This is a genomic window from Bacillus sp. TE8-1, assembly GCF_008368855.1.
Lineage (GTDB): Bacteria > Bacillota > Bacilli > Bacillales > Bacillaceae_G > Bacillus_A > Bacillus_A cereus.
Window position 1 is genome coordinate 165962 of record NZ_QPET01000011.1, and the last position, 17029, is coordinate 182990.

A 17029-nucleotide genomic window follows, 5' to 3' on the forward strand; every position below is an offset into this window, starting at 1 on the left:
TAAGCATTGTAATAGATTGCACGATATTCATAATACTTACTCCCTTTCTCCTCTGATTTTCACATAGTATATAACAGTTAATTTTGAATGTAAATACATTTTTAATATTCCGTCATTTTTTTTAATGTAAAGCCACTTTTCTTTCATACTCTTTTATTTCTTGTTCATATTGCATTGTAATACTAATTTCATCTAAACCATTTAATAACTTCTCTTTCCACATTTTCTCGATCGTAAAATGGAATCTATGCGTATTCGTTGTCATTATTTCATTTTCTAAATCAACTGTAATTTGTTCCCTCGCATCTGTTTTAGCAAGTTGTTCACGCATATCTTTATCCATTACAATCGGTAACATGCCATTCTTCATACAATTCATATAAAAGATATCGGCAAATCCTCCAGCGATAATAACGCGGAAACCATAATCAGCAAGTGCCCATGGAGCATGTTCTCTTGACGAGCCACATCCAAAATTATCACCTGTGATTAATATGCTGGCTCCTTTTCTTTCTTGTGCATTAAGCGGGAAATTAGGGTTTTCTTGGCGATTATTATCATATCGCCACTCATCAAATAAAAACTTCCCAAACCCAGTTCTTTCAATTCTCTTTAAATATTGCTTCGGAATAATTTGATCTGTATCAATGTTATCATTCATCAGTACTGCGGCAGTACCTTTATGAATACGAAATGGCTCCATCATAACTCTCCTTTCTAATATCAACAAAATGACCATATAACGCAGCCGCTGCCGCCATTGCCGGGCTAACTAAATGCGTTCGTGCTCCCTTTCCTTGTCTTCCTTCAAAATTGCGATTGGACGTAGAGGCACAATGTTCTCCTTCAGGCACTTGATCTGGATTCATACCTAGACACATTGAGCATCCGGGCTCTCTCCATTCAAATCCAGCTTCTTCAAATATGCGATGTAATCCTTTATGCATCGCTGCTTCTCTTACCCTTTGAGATCCAGGTACAACAAGTGCTCGCACACCTTCTTTTACTTTTTTACCTTTCACGACAGATGCAGCAATTTCTAAGTCAGAAAGCCTGGAATTTGTACAAGATCCAATGAAAACATGTTGAACTGGAATGTCATACGTACTTTGTCCGGGACTCAATCCCATATAAGAAAACGCTCTTTCATCATTTGCATCATGCTTTTCTGGCAATTTCTCATCGATCCGAACACCCATACTAGGATTTGTTCCCCACGTAACGTACGGCGCTAAATCCGTAACATCTACTAGAATATGTAAATCATAAACTGCATCTAAATCTGTATAAAGTTCTGACCATTTTTTCTTAATAGATTCATAGTCTTTCGGTGCATATTTACGCCCTTTTACGTAAGCAAACGTTTTTTCATCTGGTGCAATAATGCCAGCCTTTGCTCCCCCTTCAATTGCCATATTGCAAAGCGTCATCCTCTCTTCCATATCCATAGCATGAATGGCCTCTCCATAAAATTCCATTACGTAACCTGTTCCAACTGCTACTCCGTACTTTGAAAGAAGGTGTAAAATAATATCTTTCGCATAGACACCTTGCGGTAACTTCCCTTTTAACTCAATGCCCATCGCTTTCGGCTTTCGTTGCCATAACGTTTGCGTTGCCAATACATGTTCCACTTCACTCGTACCAATACCAAACGCTAGTGCGCCAAAAGCACCGTGTGTTGCTGTATGACTATCACCACAAACAATCGTTTTTCCTGGCTGTGTGAGTCCAAGTTCTGGTCCTATTACATGAACGATCCCTTGCTCTTCATCTCCGATATCCGCTAATGGCACCTGAAATTGTTTACAGTTTTGCCGAAGTGTATCTAGTTGCTGCTTCGCAATGCGGTCGGTAATATTCCAAACATCTTTCGTTGGAATATTATGATCCATCGTTGCAAATGTTAAATCTGGTCTGCGGACTGTTCGATTTGTAAGCCGCAAGCCTTCAAAGGCTTGCGGTGACGTTACTTCATGAACAAGATGTAGATCGATATATAATAAATCCAATCCATTTTCATTAGTCGCAACTACATGTCTTTCCCAAAGCTTATCTAGTAACCTTTTTCCCATTATCTCCCTCTCCCTACTAACGCTTGCTCTTCCATTTCTTGAATAACTGCCTTTGTAAATGAAGTTGTCGTTTCAGTCCCCCCGATATCTGCTGTACATTTCCCTGATTTAAGGACTGCAGAAACTGCTTCTTCAATTGCATATCCTTCTCTCGTTAATCCGAACGATTGCCCAAGCATCATTGCAACAGAACGCATCATCGCAATTGGATTCGCCTTATTTTTCCCCGCAATATCCGGTGCTGATCCGTGAATAGGCTCGTATAATGAAGGTCCCTTTTCAGCGTGACTTGCTGATGGAAGCATTCCTAATGATCCAGCTAATACTGAAGCCTCATCACTTAAAATATCACCAAATAAATTTTCCGTTACAATAACGTCAAATCTTCCTGGATTCCGAATTAATTCCATAGCTGCTGCATCTACTAAAATGTGTTCTACTTCCACATTTGGGTAGCGAAGTGCTACTTCTTCTGTCACAGTTCTCCATAATTTACTAGACTCTAAAACATTCGCTTTATCAATAGATGTTACTTTTTTCTTCCGCTTATTTGCTAATTGAAAAGCATACGAAACGATACGTTCAATTTCATGGCGATGATACGTAAGTGTATCTGTCGCCACTTCTTCCGTTCGCTCTTTCGGATAAGAAAAATAAATTCCGCCTGTTAATTCACGAACGACAACGAAATCAATTTCATCAGCGTTTTTTAATGGTGATAAATGTGCAGTTGCACTTTCTACCGTTACAGGGCGAACATTCGCAAATACACCGAGTCCTTTTCTTAATGCTAATAATCCTTTCTCAGGCCTTTCTTTCGCACTATCCCACCTTGGTCCACCTACTGCTCCAAGTAAAACCGCATCACTCGCTAAACAGGCGGCAAGTGTTCGCTGTGGTAATGGTTGCCCAGTTAAATCGATAGCAACACCACCAAAGTACTCATCTTGCAAATGAAAATGATGTCCATATAGCCTTTCTACCATATGCAATACTTCCTTCGCACTCTCCATTACTTCTGGACCGACACCATCACCAGCTAAACAAACGATACGTTTTTCCATTTTTAACACTCCTTTTAACCGAATTTTCAGAACTTTAATTTGATAGGTGAGGAAAGCTTCTCTCACCTATCAATTATTTATTTCACAAGCGCTATAAGAGATTTTAATTTCCCTGCTGCATGGACATAAGCTCTCGCCGACGCTTCCAATACGTCTTGCGCAACTCCGAAACCTGATATTTGGTGACTACCTTCTTTTAATTCAACATGAACGTGAGCAAGTGCATCTTGACCTTGTGTAATAGATTGTATGCGATAATCTGCCAATTCACATTCTAATCCTAAAATTCTTTGAATCGCATTGTATATCGCTTCAATACTACCAGAACCAGTGGCTGCATCTTCATATACATTTCCTTCCTCATCCTTCAACACAACTGTTGCGCATTGTGTACTATTTGATACGAAATGCACTTGTAATTGCGTAATGTTATATTGCTGAGCTGCAAATGCTGCTTCACCAAGCATAAGTGCGCGTAAATCTTCTTCAGTAATTTCCTTTTTACGATCAGCCAATTTTTTAAATGCTTCGAATGCCGCATCTCGCTCTTCATTTGTAAATTCATAACCAAGCTCTTTCATTTTTTCCGTAAACGCATGACGGCCAGAGTGTTTCCCAAGTACAAAGAGATTTTGAGATTCTCCTATAAGCGCTGGTTCGATAATTTCATAAGTTGTTACTTCTTTTAAAACCCCGTCTTGGTGGATGCCCGATTCATGAGCAAATGCATTCGCTCCAACGATTGCTTTATTTTTCGGTACAACCATACCCGTTAACCTGCTTACTAATATACTCGTCGCCTTAATTTCTTTTAAAGTCATCGAAGGCTCTGCTTTATAAAAATCTTTTCTAATATGAAGAGCTACCGCAACTTCTTCTAACGCTGCATTCCCTGCTCTTTCTCCAATGCCATTAATCGTTCCTTCTACTTGCAATGCTCCCCCTTCAACCGCAGCTAACGAATTTGCTACTGCCATACCAAGATCATCGTGACAATGACAAGAAAAAATCGCTTTTTCATATGATGGAACGGATTCTTGTAAGTATTTAAAAAGAGAATAATACTCTTCCGGATTTGTATATCCAACTGTATCCGGAATATTAATTACATTCGCTCCTGCTCGAATCGCAATTTCTACTGCTTCAGCTAAAAATGCTCTCGATGTTCTTGTCGCATCTTCTGCAGAAAATTGTACTGTCGGAAATAATGATTTTCCGAGCGTAACCGAGCGATGAATACTATTTAACACATCTTCTTTTGACATACAAAGTTTATATTTCATATGAATATCACTCGTAGCTAGAAATACGTGTAGACGAGGAGATACAGCGCCTTTCACAGCTTCATATGCTCTTCGAATGTCACTTTCTTTCGCTCTAGCTAAACTCATAACCGTAGCATTTTGAATTGTATTCGCAATACGTTTTACCGATTGGAAGTCGCCTTCGGAAGCTGCCGCGAATCCAGCTTCCATTACATGAATACCAAGCCTCTCTAATTGCCTAGCAATTTGTAATTTCTCTTGTTCATTTAAATTTACTCCTGGTGATTGTTCGCCATCACGAAGTGTTGTATCCATGAACAAAACCTGCTTCATATTATTTAACCCCTACCTTTACTCGCGGCTGTACGAAAGGCATCATTTCACGTAATTTACGTCCAACTACTTCGATTTCATGTTTATTCTCTTTCTCATTTGTCGCATGGAAATTTGGTCTTCCTGCTTTATGTTCTGCAATCCACCCTCTTGCAAATGTACCATCTTGAATTTCTGCTAATACTGCCCCCATCGCTTTCTTCGTATCTTCAGTCACAACGCGTGGTCCTGATACGAAGTCTCCCCACTGCGCTGTATCTGAAACTGAATATCTCATATTTTCAAGTCCACCTTCGTACATAAGGTCAACGATTAGCTTCAATTCATGTAAACATTCAAAATATGCAAGTTCAGGCTGATATCCCGCATCAACTAACGTTTCAAACCCTGCTTTTACAAGTGCAGTCACTCCGCCGCAAAGTACAGCTTGCTCTCCAAACAAATCTGTTTCTGTTTCTTCTTTAAACGTCGTTTCTAGTACACCAGCTCTCGTTGCTCCAATTCCGTCAGCATAAGAAAGTGCTTTTTCAGTCGCAACTCCTGTTGCATCTTGATATACTGCAAATAATGCAGGAACAGCCCCGCCCTCGGCGAACGTACGGCGTACGAGATGCCCTGGTCCTTTTGGCGCTACTAGAAATACATCTACATTAGCTGGTGGTTTTACTTGATCAAAGTGAACATTAAATCCATGTGCGAACACGAGAGAGTTTCCAGCCTGTAAATTTGGTGCAATTTCAGCTTCATATACTTCTGGTTGTAATTCATCAGGCAATAGAATCATTACTACATCAGCTTTTTCCGCAGCTTCTGCTACTGTATATACAGAAAACCCATCTTCATTCGCTTTATCCCAAGACTTACCTTTTCTTAAACCTACTACTACATCAAATCCGTTATCACGTAAATTTTGCGCATGCGCATGACCTTGCGAGCCATATCCGATGATTGCTACTTTCTTTTCCTTTAATACATTTACTGTTACATCTTTCTCATAATAAACTTTTGCCATTTTCATTTCCCCCTATATTTAAATGATTATTGAATTAACATAACTTGCTTATCTTGTTTTTTCATACTACGTGTAAATGCTGTTACACCTGTTCTAGCAATTTCTTTCAAACCGTATGGACGAAGTAATTCAATTAACGCTTCTACTTTATCTTGCGTACCTGTTACTTGCACAACTATGGAATCCTTCCCAACATCTATTACAGCGGCTCGAAACGGTTCAATTAAACTATATAATTCTGCCCTCGCTACAGAAGTTGCTACTTTAATAAGAGCAAGCTCTCTAGCAATCATCGCTTCTTCTGTAATATCTGATACTTTCAGAACATCAATTTGCTTATGCAGTTGTTTAATTAACTGCTCCACTTGCTGTTCACTTTCAACGTGTACAACAATCGTCATTCGCGATATATCTGATGATTCTGTATGACCTACTGAAATACTTTCAATATTAAAATGTCTTCGTGTCATAACCCCTGTAATTCGGTTTAACACACCACTTTGATTTCGAACTGTCGCTGTAACAATTCTCTTCACCCTTTTTCCACTCCCTCCATTTGGTGAACACCTTTTCCTGGCGCAACCATCGGCATAACCTTCTCTGATTGAAGTACACGACAATCAATTACGACTGGCTCTTGTAATTCGATCGCATGCTGGATTTGCTTCTTTGCAAGAAGTGGATCGTCAATACGAACACCTTTTATGCCATATGCATTTGCAAGAGCGACGAAATCTGGTTGGCATGGTAATAAAGAATGTGAATATCTTTGATTGTAAAATTCATCTTGCCATTGTCTTACCATTCCTAAAGCTTCATTATTTAAAATAAATACTTTAACGGGTAAAGCGTGTTCTTTTAATACACTTAATTCTTGCAGAGTCATTTGAAACCCAGCATCACCAACAATTGCAATAACTAATTCTTCAGGCTTTGCAATTTGCGCACCGATTGCTGCTGGAAATCCGAACCCCATCGTTCCTAATCCACCAGAAGTTACCCATTTATCTGGATTTTTCAGTGGATAATATTGCGCTGCCCACATTTGGTGTTGCCCAACGTCTGTTGTTACAATCGCTTCTCCCTTCGTAATTTCATATAGCATATCAATCGCATATTGAGGTTTAATACTTTCAGAATTTCTTTTATAAGAGAATGGATATTTTTCTTTTCTATTCTTTAATAAAAAGAGCCATTCATGATGATTTTCTTTCTTTCCTTCTGATTGAAGCAATACTTCTAACGCCTGCTTAGCACTTGCAACAATAGGAATCTCTGTTGGCACATTTTTCCCGATTTCTGCTGGATCAATATCGATATGTGCAACAGTCGCCCCTTTAGCAAAAAAAGCTAAATTTCCAGTAAGACGATCATCAAATCTCGCGCCTATATTAATGAGTAAGTCGCATTCATATAATGCCATATTGGCTGTATAAGAACCGTGCATTCCCCCCATCCCTAGAAATAGTTCATCATCTGGTGGAAAACCACCAAGTCCAAGTAATGTATGCACAACAGGGATTTCATATTTACGAGCAAAACTTGTCAATTCTTTCGAAGCTTTCGCATGCAATATACCCGCTCCAGCTAAAATTAACGGTTTTTTTGCGGTTTCAATTACTTTGAGTAATTTGTTTATTTGAAGTAGATTCGGTTCATAATTAGGGTTATATCCTGGTAAATCCATTTGTACATTGCTACATCGCTCACCTTTCTCGACTACCATATCTTTCGGAAGATCAATAACGACTGGTCCTGGTCTTCCTGTTTTAGCAATATGAAATGCTTCTTTAATAATTCGAGGTAAATCTGAGGCCTTTCGCACTTGATAGTTATGTTTTGTCACTGGCATCGTAAGTCCCATAATATCTGCCTCTTGAAAAGCATCGCTCCCAATTAACGTTGTTGCTACTTGGCCTGTAAATACTACAAGTGGCAATGAATCAATCATCGCATCAGCTAGACCCGTAATTACATTTGTAGCACCTGGTCCACTCGTTGCAATTACAACCCCTGGATTCCCTGTAATTCTGGCATACCCTTCAGCAGCGTGAATTGCCCCTTGCTCATGCCTTGTTAAAATATGCGGAATTTCACAATCATACAATGCATCATAGAGAGGTAAAACGGCACCACCCGGATAACCGAAAATCACTTCTACGCCTTCCTTTTCTAGCGCTTCTAACAATAGCTGTGCACCAGTTTCCAGTTTCTCTTCCGTTTTTGAAGACATTGTTCTTATAAGCCCCCTTTTTCAACCTTTTATACAATAAAAAAATCCTACGTCCACACTCCAGCTATGTGCTGAAGGGACGAAAGATTTCGCGGTACCACCCTTCTTTGCAAGAATACTCTTGCCTCAGTGATCCATAAATGGATCTAGCTAATAACGGAGCTACCGTCTAAGCCTAGACAAATGCTTTAGCTTAGCACTCAAGGGCGATGTTCGTCGACGTGAACCATCGGTTTTCAGCAACCACCGACTCTCTGTGAGGCTTCACAATCAACTACTCCTCCCTATCAACGCTTTCTTATGTTAAAAAAGTTGTTATCCAACTTTATTTTCTTCGTAAATTTTCTCTCCATCTTCTACAACTAACTTACGAAACTCTTCTAATAAACGGTTCGTATGTGGACCTGTTTGCCCTAGGCCAATCGTTCTACCATCTACTGTCGTAACAGCAATCACTTCAGCAGCTGTTCCTGTTAAAAACACTTCATCAGCTACATATACATCATGTCTTGTAAATAACTCTTCTCTTACGTCATACCCAAGTTTTTCGCCGATTTCTAAAATGGCGTTTCGTGTAATACCTTCTAACGCTCCAGCAGAACTTGGTGGTGTAATTAATTTATTTCCTTTAACAATAAACACGTTATCTCCTGATCCTTCAGCTACATATCCTTGATCATTTAACATAAGCGCTTCTTGTACTCCAGCTAATTTCGCTTCAATACGAACTAAAATATTGTTTAAGTAATTTAAAGATTTTACTTGAGGGGATAAAACATCGGGACGATTTCGGCGCGTTGCAACTGTTACAACTGGAATCCCTTTCTCATAATATTCTTGTGGGAATAAAGATAATTGTTCTGCAATTACTACTACATTCGGCTTCTTACATGAATCGGGATCCAATCCAAGATTTCCTGCTCCTCTTGATACAACAAGGCGAATGTATCCATTAGATAATTTATTTTGTCGAATCGTCTCAACAACAATATTTGTTACTTCATCTAATGAATATGGAATTTCTAAAAGGATTGATTTTGCTGATTCATACAACCGGACAAGATGCTCTCTCAAACGGAAAACATTACCGCTATAAACTCTAATTCCTTCAAACACTCCATCGCCATATAAATAGCCATGATCATATACTGAAACTTTTGCCTCATCTTTTGGAACAAATTCTCCATTTAAGAAAATCCATTGCTCATTCACTAGAAGCGCCTCCTATGTTCTATGAATTTTTTATTGTTTCCTAGTTTACTCTCCTTTCTAAATAAATCAAGTGAATTTTTAGAAAATTTATAATTTTTAATCATACGTACTTCTTTACTTATACTGATTTAACAACATTGTTAACGTTTACAAAAAGTCAAAAAATTTTTTTCGCCAATTTCCACTAAAAAAATATTTGTTTAAAAGAAGGATTTTCATCAATTGATACGAATCTATTGTATTCAATAAACGGACGTCCGATTTTATAAATCCGGAAATATATAACGACTTTTGCTGAAAAAGGGGGAAAATAACAAAAATAGCGCTGTCTAAAAATAACATTCATATTTTTCATTTCGTAATCATAATCCTATTTTTAAAAAACAATTTGTCAAAATGAAGGAGGAAATAAATATGGCGTGTGTACAAATTAAAGGAACGAGACAAGAGGTAGTAGAAATGCTGCAATTATTTGATCTAATGGATACGAAAGGTTTTTGTAAATTCGATAATTACGTAGAGGTAGAACCAAATACGCAAGAACATAATCATTTTATTGCTTCAATCGACATCCATTCAAATACTTCTTCAGCACAAGATACATTATTAAACGATCAATTCGTTAGTCAAATGCTTACTGGCGTATATAACGACTAAACAAAGATTTACTTCCTACCGTCTTTTCATAAATATATGCAGTGAACTTGAGCATACTAGCAATTAGATGGTAGGGAGGTGAGAATTATGGCTAGAATTGGCGTTGAAAACTCATTAACAGACGTTCAACAAGCTCTTCAGCAACAAGGTCATGAAGTTGTTACACTTAACTCAGAACAGGATGCACAAGGGTGTGATTGTTGCGTTGTAACTGGGCAAGATTCTAATGTGATGGGCATTGCAGATACATCAATTAAAGGATCAGTCATTACAGCTCACGGTTTAACAACAGATGAAATTTGTCAACAAGTTGAAAGTCGCACTTAAAAAATGAAAGAGGACTCCTTTTAAAAGGAGTCCTCTTTTTTATATTCACCTAACGGGAAAGTAACATATACTGGATGAAAGCCCTACCTCTCTCTCATCATTACGGTTCCACTGACCGCTCCTTGATTCACTAGTATACATATATAGCTTACAAATACAATTTATAGGGTTTGTTCACAAAAGTTGTTGATAAAATTACCCGATCTTTCGCAAACTTTTCGTATTGCATTCATAAGAGATATTTACTTTACACTAGCTGTAACCGAGACACGAATTAAAATTCTAACACCAATACAATAACTTGTCAACTTTTTTCCGCAAATTAAAAACAGACATTAACGGTTTGTCTGTTTTAGAATGGAGCTTTTTCTTTTATTACATATACAACAAAGCCGCTTACTAACATGAATAAGCCAACTACTAAGTTTTTGATATTAATCATAAATTCCTCTCCCTTATTCCACACATCATATATATTTACATTTCAATTATTCCGATCATCCTAAAGCGCACTTTTTCTAATATATCATAATTCCTAAAAAATGCAAGTTCACTTTTGACGACCATTCACAAATTTATCTACAGTGCTTGGTACAGTATTTAAAGCCTTTTCAATTAAATGTGTACTGCTGTTGAGATGTAATACTTGCACCCCATTAGAACCAACTACTAAAAAAGCTACTGGACTAATGGAAACCCCAGCCCCGCTTCCTCCTCCAAATGGATGCCCTTGTTTGTTCTCTTTATGCTGATTTTGCCCACCGTTATGTTTTTCAGTAATAAAATCCCCTTTAAAATCACTTCCACCAGCTCCAAAACCAAAAGCCACTTGAGATACTGTTAATACTACATTTCCGTCAGCTGTTGAAACCGGGCTCCCAACAATTGTATTTACATCTACCATCTCTTTTAAATTTGTCATTGCCGTTTTCATTAAATTTTCAATTGGATGTTCCATTATGTATTGCACCCTTTCCTCATTATTCCTTTTTATATTTTCCAAAATAGAGGAAGTCATACTAACTTTTCCTATTTCAAGAAAACATTTTCCTCCTTTTAAAAGATACTACTCCCTGTACATGCTCCGGTATAGTGAAACTTTAATCAGTGGGATGTGCACGTTTCTCGACTCCCACAAATAGCGGGATAAAAAAGAAAAAGAGATACATACTACTATTGAACCTTGTTATGAAAGGAGTCATGACTTTGACTGAGAAATTTGATGATTATAAAAGAAAAGATAGAATAGATAGTGATTATAGTGACTATAAAGAAGAGTACGCCGCTGAGGTTGCACCACAACGCATTGATTATGATTACGATGATAAAGACGATAAAGATGTTGTAAAATCGTCCGCTGCTGGATCAACTGCTGGTTTTATCGCTCTTGCGCTATCTATCTTATCGCTATTTACATTTCCAACACTATTTGGTCTTGTTTCTGTTTTACTCGGTATTTACGCTTATAATCGCGGAGCTACTGTAACTGGCGGTATCGCTGCAGTTGTCGGTGGAATTGCTGCACTTATCGCAATTTTATTCCGAGTAGCACTTATTGGTCTATTGTTCTCCCTGTTCTAAAAAAGAAAAAGGTATCTCGCTTAACGCGGGATACCTTATCCTGTAAACACATCTTCCGATGGATATTTTATTTTTTGTTTTGCTGGTCGCGCTAAAGAGAACACAAGTGTTAATGGTCCAATTAACCCGCAGAACATAACAAACATAATAATACATTTTCCGAATGCCGATAGCTTTGCAGTAATTCCCATCGTTAATCCGACTGTGCCAAACGCTGATATTGTCTCAAATAATAATTGAATAAAGCTGAAGTTTTCTGTAAGCATTAATATGAATACCGCTGCTAAAATAAGTATTTGACTGGCAACAGCAATCGCTAAGGCCCTCGTTACTGTCGACATTTTAATTGTACGCTGAAATAAAACAATTTCCTCCTTTTTTCTAAAGAAAGAAAGGACAGATGTAATTAAGATAACAAACGTCGTTAATTTAATTCCTCCACCTGTCGATACACTTCCTGCACCAATAAACATTAAAATCATCGTAAATAATATAGATGATTCTTCCATACCTCCATAGTCAACCGTATTAAATCCAGCTGTCCGCGGAGTAATACCTTGAAAGAAGGAAGCCCATAGTTTTTCATTTAAAGATAAATTCCCTAACGTCTTCACATTATTATATTCCAATACAAAAATTACAATCATTGCTATAACATTTAGCACTACTGTTCCAATAATCATTATTTTTGAGTGAAGTGATAATTTTCGAAAACTGCGGCTATACCATATATCAATTAATACGGTAAAACCGAGTCCCCCAATTACAATTAAAGAGCAAATCCCAATATTAATAATGGGATCCCCTACATATCTTGTTAAATTATCTGGCCATAAAGCAAATCCTGCATTATTATAAGATGCAATTACATGAAAAATACTATAATATAAACCTTTTCCAAAACCAAACTCTGGAATAAAGCGAAACGATAAAAAGATGACCCCAATAAGTTCAATACAAATCGAAAATATAAAGACACGCTTTACTAATTTTACAAGACCCCCTATATTTGTTTGATTAAATGCTTCTCCAATTAATAAACGATGGCGTAATCCGATTTTTTTACCTAGTACCCAAACAATTAAAATGGCAATTGTCATAAGACCTAGACCACCTGTTTGAATTAAAAACATAATAACAATTTCGCCAAACATCGTAAATGTACTTGCTGTATCCACTACTCCCAAACCAGTTACGGTCGCTGCTGACGTTGCTGTAAAGAAAGCATCTACCCAACTAATATGTACTTTCGTTGCGAATGGTAATTTTAATAACAAACCGCCAACCACAATTAAGCAGAAAAAGCCTAATGCTAATATTTGTGGTGGGTTTAATCGTATAAGACGATTATACAGCCCTTGTTTTTTTGTTACGTCCATATCACTAACTCCCTTATTAAAGTGAAGCTTTCCCCTCATACAATAAAAAGCTTTTTAAAAGCCCTTAAATAATTGGGACAAACCTTATATTCTCATAATATAGTTGAGCATAATCCTTTTTTTCATAGATTACAACTTTTATTTATATTCAGATTCCTTTTCGTTTTATGCTGGGAAAACTCTATATCCTAACTCAATATTGCTAGCAATAACAATTTCATATGTACTATTTTTAAAATCCCCATATCTTTCACTCTATGTTCACATAGAGGTCACATCCACCTTTTATAGTATATGTATCGAAGCTGTTCCTCCCTAATTTATAAGACATTCCCCAGTGTCTTTGAATAGCTTCCATCCCTAATTAAATTGACATAAATTGTCCCCTTCCTTGACCATCTTATAAATGATGGTCTTATTTTTTTGTTTTCTCTATCTTTTATTCCGCTATTTGTGGGCAATAAACGCCCGATTGGTTAAGGCTAATAATCAACAGGGGATGAACAAAAAACACTCATTAAATTTTCATTTTATTTAAAACTCCCTCTCTCTTTCACTCTATATTCACACAGAGGTCACATCCACCTTTTATAGTATATGTATCGAAGTTGTTCCTCCCTAATTTATAAGACATTCCCCAGTGTCTTTGAACAGCTTCCATCCCTAATTAAATTGACATAAATTGTCCCCTTCCTTGACCATCTTATATATGATGGTCTTATTTTTTTGTCTTTCTATCTTTTATTTAAAACTCCCCCTCTCTTTCACTCTATGTTCACACAGAGGTCACATCTACCTTTTATAGTATATGTATCGAAGTTGTTCCTCCCTAATTTATAAGACATTCCCCAGTGTCTTTGAACAGCTTCCATCCCTAATTAAATTGACATAAATTGTCCCCTTCCTTGACCATCTTATATATGATGGTCTTATTTTTTTGTCTTTCTATCTTTTATTTAAAACTCCCCCTCTCTTTCACCCTATGTTCACATGAGAGTCACACCTATCTTTTATAGTATATGTATCGAAGTTGTTCCTCCCTAATTTATAAGACATTCCCCAGTGTCTTAAAGCAACTTCCATCCCTAATTAAATTGACATAAATTGTCCCCTTCCCTTGACCATCCTATGTGATGGTCTATTTTATTTTCCAAACACAAAATCGGTCTATCTACACTTAAACAAAAATGAAAAATTCAGAAAATATTGTCAAATTAGGTATTTTTTCGGTATAATTACTTTAGAAAGAAATTTCGCAAAAACAAAAGGGGGGATTTTATTGAAACAAACAAAAGCAATCTTAATCGCATTATTTCTAGGTCTAGTTGTTGGACTCACTCTAAATTTAGCTGCTCCATCTATCTTTGAGCCACTAAATCAATATGTGTTCAACCCAATTGGTCAATTGTTTATTCGACTTATTAAAATGCTAGTTGTTCCTGTTGTGTTCATTTCTATCGTACTTGGTGCTGCCGGCCTTGGAGATCCGAAACAACTTGGAAGAATCGGTTTAAAATCAATTTCATTCTTTCTCGTAACAACTGCGGTTGCCATCTCTATAGCGGTTACATTTGCACTTATTATAAAACCAGGAGCTGGCGGTAATTTTAAAACAGAAGGTCTTAAGTATGAAGGTGCAAAAACTGAAACATCTTTCGTCGACACATTGCTAAATATCGTACCAGATAACCCAGCAAAAGCGATGGCTGACGGAAACATGTTACAAATCATTGCCTTTGCCGTATTGATTGGACTTGGTATAGCTATTTTAGGAAAACGAGTTCAAGGTATCCATTCATTACTTGAACAGGGCAACGAATTAATGATGTATCTTGTTAATCTCGTTATGAAATTAGCCCCAATTGGAACATTCGGTTTGCTCGCTTCATCCGTTGGTAAAATGGGGCTTGCAGGCGTCGCTGCGATGTTCAAGTATATGATTGTCGTTATGTTAGTACTCATTATTCACGGGGTCTTTGTATATGGCGGCTTATTAAAGGTATTAGCAAAAGAAAGTATTGTTCGTTTCTTTAAACATTTCGGACCAGTAATGGCAATTGGATTTAGTACATCTAGCTCTAATGCATCGCTTCCATTTGCAATGAAAACAGCACAAGATAAGCTTGGCGTTCCAAAAGCGATAAGCTCATTTGTACAACCACTAGGGGCAACTATTAATATGGATGGTACTGCCATTATGCAAGGAGTAGCCACTGTATTTATCGCTCAAGTATACGGAGTTGAACTTACATTACCGCAATTAGCTATGGTCGTATTAACTGCTGTACTAGCTAGTATCGGTACTGCTGGTGTACCTGGTGTTGGACTTGTAATGCTTACAATGGTTTTAAATCAAGTAAATCTACCAGTAGAAGGTATCGCTTTAATTATCGGTATTGACCGTATTCTAGATATGTCTAGAACAGCTGTAAACATTTCTGGTGATGCAATTTGCGCAATGATTGTCGCAAAATCAGAAGAAAAATATAATACGGATCAATCGGCAGCATCGTAAATCAAAAAAGGAGTGAATTATTTCACTCCTTTTTTGATTTACTCCCTTTTTTAGAACGATATTCTTTCCCTTTATTATCATTACCAGTTTCAAATTCAGTGCTAAATTCCTGATTAAACTGGCCGGACTTTGGTGATCCTTGATTACCGCTCCCTTTACTACCGTTACGATTCGTCATATTTCTCCCTCCTTCCTTGTATTAGTAGTATGGCGCTCTATCTTTTTTCATACACATTTTATTTATTAACATCTATTACACACGAAAGAAGATCTCCCATCTATAAGGAAGACCTTCTATTTTATCACGTAAGTGTTTTCTTGTTTATAATCACTTAAATAAGTTTTTTGGAAATTGAAATCATTACATTCATTTCATCTTCTGAAAGTGCAGAGAATCTTTCTTGTAAATATTGTTTTTTCGCATCTTCCATTTTCGCAACTAAATCTTTCCCTTGTTCTGTAATCTCTAAATACACAACTCGGCGATCTGATGTAGAACGTGAACGAGTTACAAAACCCTTATTAATTAATTTTTCTGTAACAGCTGTAATATGACTATTCGACACATTTAATTCATTTGCTACACGCGATACCATTTCTTTATTCGTACGATTTAATATTCTTAGGACGATGAATTCATTCCACGGTATGTAACCACCAAATATTTTTCCGATATCATTACGCAACGTGCGAAACATAGCAAACACATTTGTCGATAGTTCTTCCATTAATTGCTCTCGATTTTGAGACAACATTGACAGCTCCTTTTATTTCATTTAGTTAAATAAAAACCTTATTAATAATTTTACATGAAATCTTACTTTTTGTCACCTTATTTTCCCATAATTCGTAGTTTTTTAATATGTATTTCATGATAAAATGAAGTCAACTTCCAGAAAAAGGGGTATTTTAATGCATGAGGAGGATAGGTTCTCAAATCTCAGCCTAAAAGATAAAACAATTATCATTAGTATTATTGCTCTTTTTCTCATTATAGTTTTTACATTTATATTTTTTGTATATGTAGGAATCTTTCAAATTACAGGTATAGCGTATAGTTCACGTACTGCTTTACTTCTCTTTTTTTTATTAATCACTTTCTTAGATGGTATTACATTATTTATTTTCAGTTTCTTCAAAGCGCTGCTATATCCATTGACTCAAAACATGTCAAATTGGATTTCTCTCACTCTTTTCTCATTCATTGAAATTACACTAGATTGGTTCGTCATTCATACTGCTGATGATTGGATAGAAAGCGTACAAATGTCCAACTTAACTGAATTATGTGTCGTACTATTCTTTTTTCTATTAAATAAATTATTAAGTGACAAGAAAGAGTAAGAATACAAGCTTTTCTATATAAAAATTGGTAC

The 17029-nt window shown here is 36.7% G+C and carries 18 protein-coding genes and 1 other annotated feature; of the genes, 5 read left to right on the forward strand and 13 right to left on the reverse strand.

Annotation, left to right across the window (positions count from 1 at the left end; all coding sequences use genetic code 11):
• Nucleotides 1-121 precede the first annotated feature (121 nt).
• The 8 genes from leuD to ilvE all read right to left on the reverse strand — a co-directional run bounded on the left by leuD (nucleotide 122) and on the right by ilvE (nucleotide 9194).
• A complete protein-coding gene (gene leuD / locus DN404_RS09140) occupies nucleotides 122-703 on the reverse strand; it encodes a 3-isopropylmalate dehydratase small subunit (protein ID WP_000433189.1) in 582 nt (193 codons plus the stop codon).
• The gene (leuC, locus tag DN404_RS09145) at nucleotides 681-2075 is read right to left on the reverse strand and encodes a 3-isopropylmalate dehydratase large subunit (protein WP_000518111.1); all 1395 of its coding nucleotides are present in this window, start codon (nucleotides 2073-2075) and stop codon (nucleotides 681-683) included. The genes leuD and leuC overlap by 23 nt, the downstream gene beginning before the upstream one ends.
• Complete coding sequence (gene leuB / locus DN404_RS09150) at nucleotides 2075-3139, reverse strand: 3-isopropylmalate dehydrogenase (protein WP_000415384.1); 1065 nt, start codon at nucleotides 3137-3139, stop codon at nucleotides 2075-2077. The genes leuC and leuB overlap by 1 nt, the downstream gene beginning before the upstream one ends.
• A gap of 77 nt (nucleotides 3140-3216) precedes the next feature.
• On the reverse strand, nucleotides 3217-4737 hold the full coding sequence (gene leuA, locus DN404_RS09155; RefSeq protein ID WP_000815753.1) for a 2-isopropylmalate synthase: 1521 nt from the start codon (nucleotides 4735-4737) through the stop codon (nucleotides 3217-3219).
• 1 nt (nucleotide 4738) lies between these two features.
• A complete protein-coding gene (gene ilvC, locus DN404_RS09160) occupies nucleotides 4739-5749 on the reverse strand; it encodes a ketol-acid reductoisomerase (RefSeq protein WP_001151741.1) in 1011 nt (336 codons plus the stop codon).
• Nucleotides 5750-5775: 26 nt separating this feature from the next.
• Nucleotides 5776-6285, reverse strand: a complete 510-nt coding sequence (gene ilvN, locus DN404_RS09165) for an acetolactate synthase small subunit (protein WP_000822952.1) — start codon at nucleotides 6283-6285, stop codon at nucleotides 5776-5778.
• Entirely contained in the window at nucleotides 6282-7982 is a 1701-nt protein-coding gene (ilvB, locus tag DN404_RS09170; RefSeq protein WP_000095876.1) for an acetolactate synthase large subunit, read from the reverse strand. The genes ilvN and ilvB overlap by 4 nt, the downstream gene beginning before the upstream one ends.
• 72 nt (nucleotides 7983-8054) lie before the next feature.
• Nucleotides 8055-8282: a binding site (T-box leader), on the reverse strand.
• A gap of 15 nt (nucleotides 8283-8297) precedes the next feature.
• Nucleotides 8298-9194 (reverse strand): branched-chain-amino-acid transaminase, encoded by an 897-nt coding sequence (gene ilvE, locus DN404_RS09175; protein ID WP_001005486.1) that lies wholly within the window; start codon nucleotides 9192-9194, stop codon nucleotides 8298-8300.
• A gap of 414 nt (nucleotides 9195-9608) precedes the next feature.
• Between ilvE and DN404_RS09180 the strand changes: the two genes are divergently transcribed.
• Together DN404_RS09180 and DN404_RS09185 are read left to right on the forward strand one after the other, a co-directional pair.
• Nucleotides 9609-9851, forward strand: a complete 243-nt coding sequence (locus DN404_RS09180) for a DUF3911 family protein (protein WP_000752513.1) — start codon at nucleotides 9609-9611, stop codon at nucleotides 9849-9851.
• 87 nt (nucleotides 9852-9938) lie between these two features.
• Nucleotides 9939-10178 (forward strand): YkuS family protein, encoded by a 240-nt coding sequence (locus DN404_RS09185; RefSeq protein WP_000101022.1) that lies wholly within the window; start codon nucleotides 9939-9941, stop codon nucleotides 10176-10178.
• Nucleotides 10179-10530: 352 nt separating this feature from the next.
• Here DN404_RS09185 and DN404_RS09190 read toward each other — a convergent pair whose 3' ends face one another.
• The gene (locus DN404_RS09190; protein WP_000608227.1) at nucleotides 10531-10620 is read right to left on the reverse strand and encodes a hypothetical protein; all 90 of its coding nucleotides are present in this window, start codon (nucleotides 10618-10620) and stop codon (nucleotides 10531-10533) included.
• A gap of 108 nt (nucleotides 10621-10728) precedes the next feature.
• Nucleotides 10729-11196: a GerW family sporulation protein gene (ytfJ, locus tag DN404_RS09195; protein ID WP_000204234.1), complete on the reverse strand. Its 468-nt coding sequence runs from the start codon at nucleotides 11194-11196 to the stop codon at nucleotides 10729-10731.
• Nucleotides 11197-11384: 188 nt separating this feature from the next.
• Between ytfJ and DN404_RS09200 the strand changes: the two genes are divergently transcribed.
• Complete coding sequence (locus DN404_RS09200) at nucleotides 11385-11759, forward strand: hypothetical protein (protein ID WP_000136541.1); 375 nt, start codon at nucleotides 11385-11387, stop codon at nucleotides 11757-11759.
• A gap of 35 nt (nucleotides 11760-11794) precedes the next feature.
• Here the strand turns inward: DN404_RS09200 and DN404_RS09205 are convergent, their stop codons facing one another.
• Entirely contained in the window at nucleotides 11795-13138 is a 1344-nt protein-coding gene (locus DN404_RS09205; RefSeq protein ID WP_000383526.1) for a TrkH family potassium uptake protein, read from the reverse strand.
• Between the two features lie 1279 nt (nucleotides 13139-14417).
• On the opposite strand from DN404_RS09205, the gene DN404_RS09210 reads away from it, so the two are divergent.
• Nucleotides 14418-15653 (forward strand): dicarboxylate/amino acid:cation symporter, encoded by a 1236-nt coding sequence (locus tag DN404_RS09210; RefSeq protein ID WP_000814809.1) that lies wholly within the window; start codon nucleotides 14418-14420, stop codon nucleotides 15651-15653.
• A 22-nt stretch (nucleotides 15654-15675) separates the two neighbouring features.
• On the opposite strand, the gene DN404_RS09215 is transcribed toward DN404_RS09210, so the two are convergent.
• Nucleotides 15676-15831 (reverse strand): hypothetical protein, encoded by a 156-nt coding sequence (locus DN404_RS09215; RefSeq protein WP_000184928.1) that lies wholly within the window; start codon nucleotides 15829-15831, stop codon nucleotides 15676-15678.
• A gap of 154 nt (nucleotides 15832-15985) precedes the next feature.
• A complete protein-coding gene (locus tag DN404_RS09220) occupies nucleotides 15986-16405 on the reverse strand; it encodes a MarR family winged helix-turn-helix transcriptional regulator (RefSeq protein ID WP_000081432.1) in 420 nt (139 codons plus the stop codon).
• A 160-nt stretch (nucleotides 16406-16565) separates the two neighbouring features.
• Here DN404_RS09220 and DN404_RS09225 point away from each other — a divergent pair, with 160 nt between their 5' ends.
• On the forward strand, nucleotides 16566-16997 hold the full coding sequence (locus DN404_RS09225; RefSeq protein ID WP_000544069.1) for a regulatory YrvL family protein: 432 nt from the start codon (nucleotides 16566-16568) through the stop codon (nucleotides 16995-16997).
• Nucleotides 16998-17029: the final 32 nt, after the last annotated feature.